The sequence below is a fragment of the Shewanella sp. SG41-4 genome (genome assembly GCF_014164505.1).
Taxonomy (GTDB): Bacteria; Pseudomonadota; Gammaproteobacteria; order Enterobacterales; family Shewanellaceae; genus Shewanella.
Genome location: NZ_JACJFI010000537.1, coordinates 1 through 1,712, shown reverse-complemented (window position 1 = coordinate 1,712; position 1,712 = coordinate 1). Strand labels below are relative to the sequence as shown.

Sequence of the window (1,712 nt, the reverse complement as noted above, 5' to 3'; positions counted from 1 at the left end):
TACTATCGCGTTTAGACCGTCAGAGCCAATAGATACCACTTCTCGGGCGATAACATCTGCATCTACTAAGTCTATGCCATACTCTGCAAATAAGTTAGCCACGGTGGTTTTACCGCTGGCTATGCCGCCTGTTAACCCTACAACATACTTGTTTAAGCTCATAACGTACTAAGATACCAATTAAGAATGTCATGTCCCCATACTAACGCTATCCAGCCTGCCGCAGCGATATAAGGACCAAAGGGGATTGGATTACCTTTGTTGAGCTTCTTAGTCATAATCATGGTTATGCCCACTACCGCACCTACTAGTGAAGACAGTAAGATAATTAATGGCAGCATTTGCCAGCCTAACCAAGCACCGAAGACGGCTAATAGTTTAAAGTCACCGTATCCCATGCCTTCTTTGCCAGTGACTAATTTAAATAACCAGAATACCGACCATAAACTTAAATACCCTGCAGCAGCGCCAATAATAGCGTCTTCCGGACTAGTATAAATGCCTTTAAGGTTAATGATTAACCCTAACCACAGGATCGGTAAGGTGAGCTGATCCGGTAATAGCATTTCATCTAAATCGATACCCGTTAATGCCACTAACACAAAGGTTAAAATACTGGCATAAACAAATTGCCATGTTGGGCCAAAATGCCAGGCTAATGCAGCAACCAATACACCGGTTAACAGCTCAATAATAGGATAGCGGCTTGAAATGCTGGTTTTGCAATCGGCACATTTACCCTTAAGCATTATCCAACCCAATATTGGTAGATTATGCCAAGGTTTTATATTGGCTTTACATTTTGGGCAGGCAGAACCAGGTACCACAATGTTGTATTTAGCAGGAAAAGCATCAATGGGTTTGTTTAAACGGTCATTACCGACCTGTTCGACAATATCAGGATGATATTCATTGAGGTAAAAATTACATTCGCTTTGCCATTCTCGTTTCATTATGACAGGTAAACGGTGGATCACGACGTTGAGAAAGCTGCCAATGGTGGCCGCAAAAACAAAGCTAATCGCAACAAAGACCCAAGGGTATTGAATCATTGTTGCAACAAAAGTTGAAATAAATTCAGTCATGTTATTCTTTTTTTTGAGAATTATTTAATATTAACCGACAATATTACCCATTTGGAAAATTGGTAAGTACATTGCTACAATCAACCCGCCGACAACAGTGCCAATCACTACCATCATAACTGGCTCAATTAGGCTCGATAAACCATCTACAGCATCATCCACTTGCATCTCATAAATGTTGGCGACTTTGTTCAGCATTTCATCCAAACCACCGGACTCTTCACCAATCATCACCATTTGAATTAACATGTCAGGGAATAATTTGGTCGTGCGCATTGCAACATTCATCTGCATACCAGCCATGACTTCTTGGCGAACCTTTAATAGCGCGCTTCGATAAACATAGTTGCCAGATGCTCCAGCAGCAGATTCTAAACCATCTATTAATGGAACACCTGCAGCAAAGGTTGTAGATAAAGTACGAGCAAAACGTGCCATAGCAGCTTTATGGAGGATATTGCCAATGGCTGGGATTTTTAAAACCATTTCATCTATTCGGTTACGGAAGGCCTGTGAGTTATTATGAGCAATTTTGAATAGCCAAATAACAGCAACAATAGCAATTACAAAATAATACCATGAGGCTTGTAACCCTCTAGAAAGACCAACTACAAATTGAGTGAATGC

General features: G+C 40.8%; 3 protein-coding genes. All 3 read right to left on the bottom strand.

The features are described from left to right. Nucleotides 1-162: dephospho-CoA kinase (locus H5202_RS21985; RefSeq protein ID WP_182773909.1), on the bottom strand; the 162-nt coding region annotated here is incomplete at its 3' end. Then, entirely contained in the window at nt 159-1,085 is a 927-nt protein-coding gene (locus H5202_RS21980) for a prepilin peptidase (protein WP_182773908.1), read from the bottom strand. The genes H5202_RS21985 and H5202_RS21980, both read right to left, overlap by 4 nt. A 30-nt stretch (nt 1,086-1,115) precedes the next feature. After that, nucleotides 1,116-1,712 (bottom strand): type II secretion system F family protein (locus H5202_RS21975; protein ID WP_182773907.1); only part of this gene is annotated, 597 nt, incomplete at its 5' end.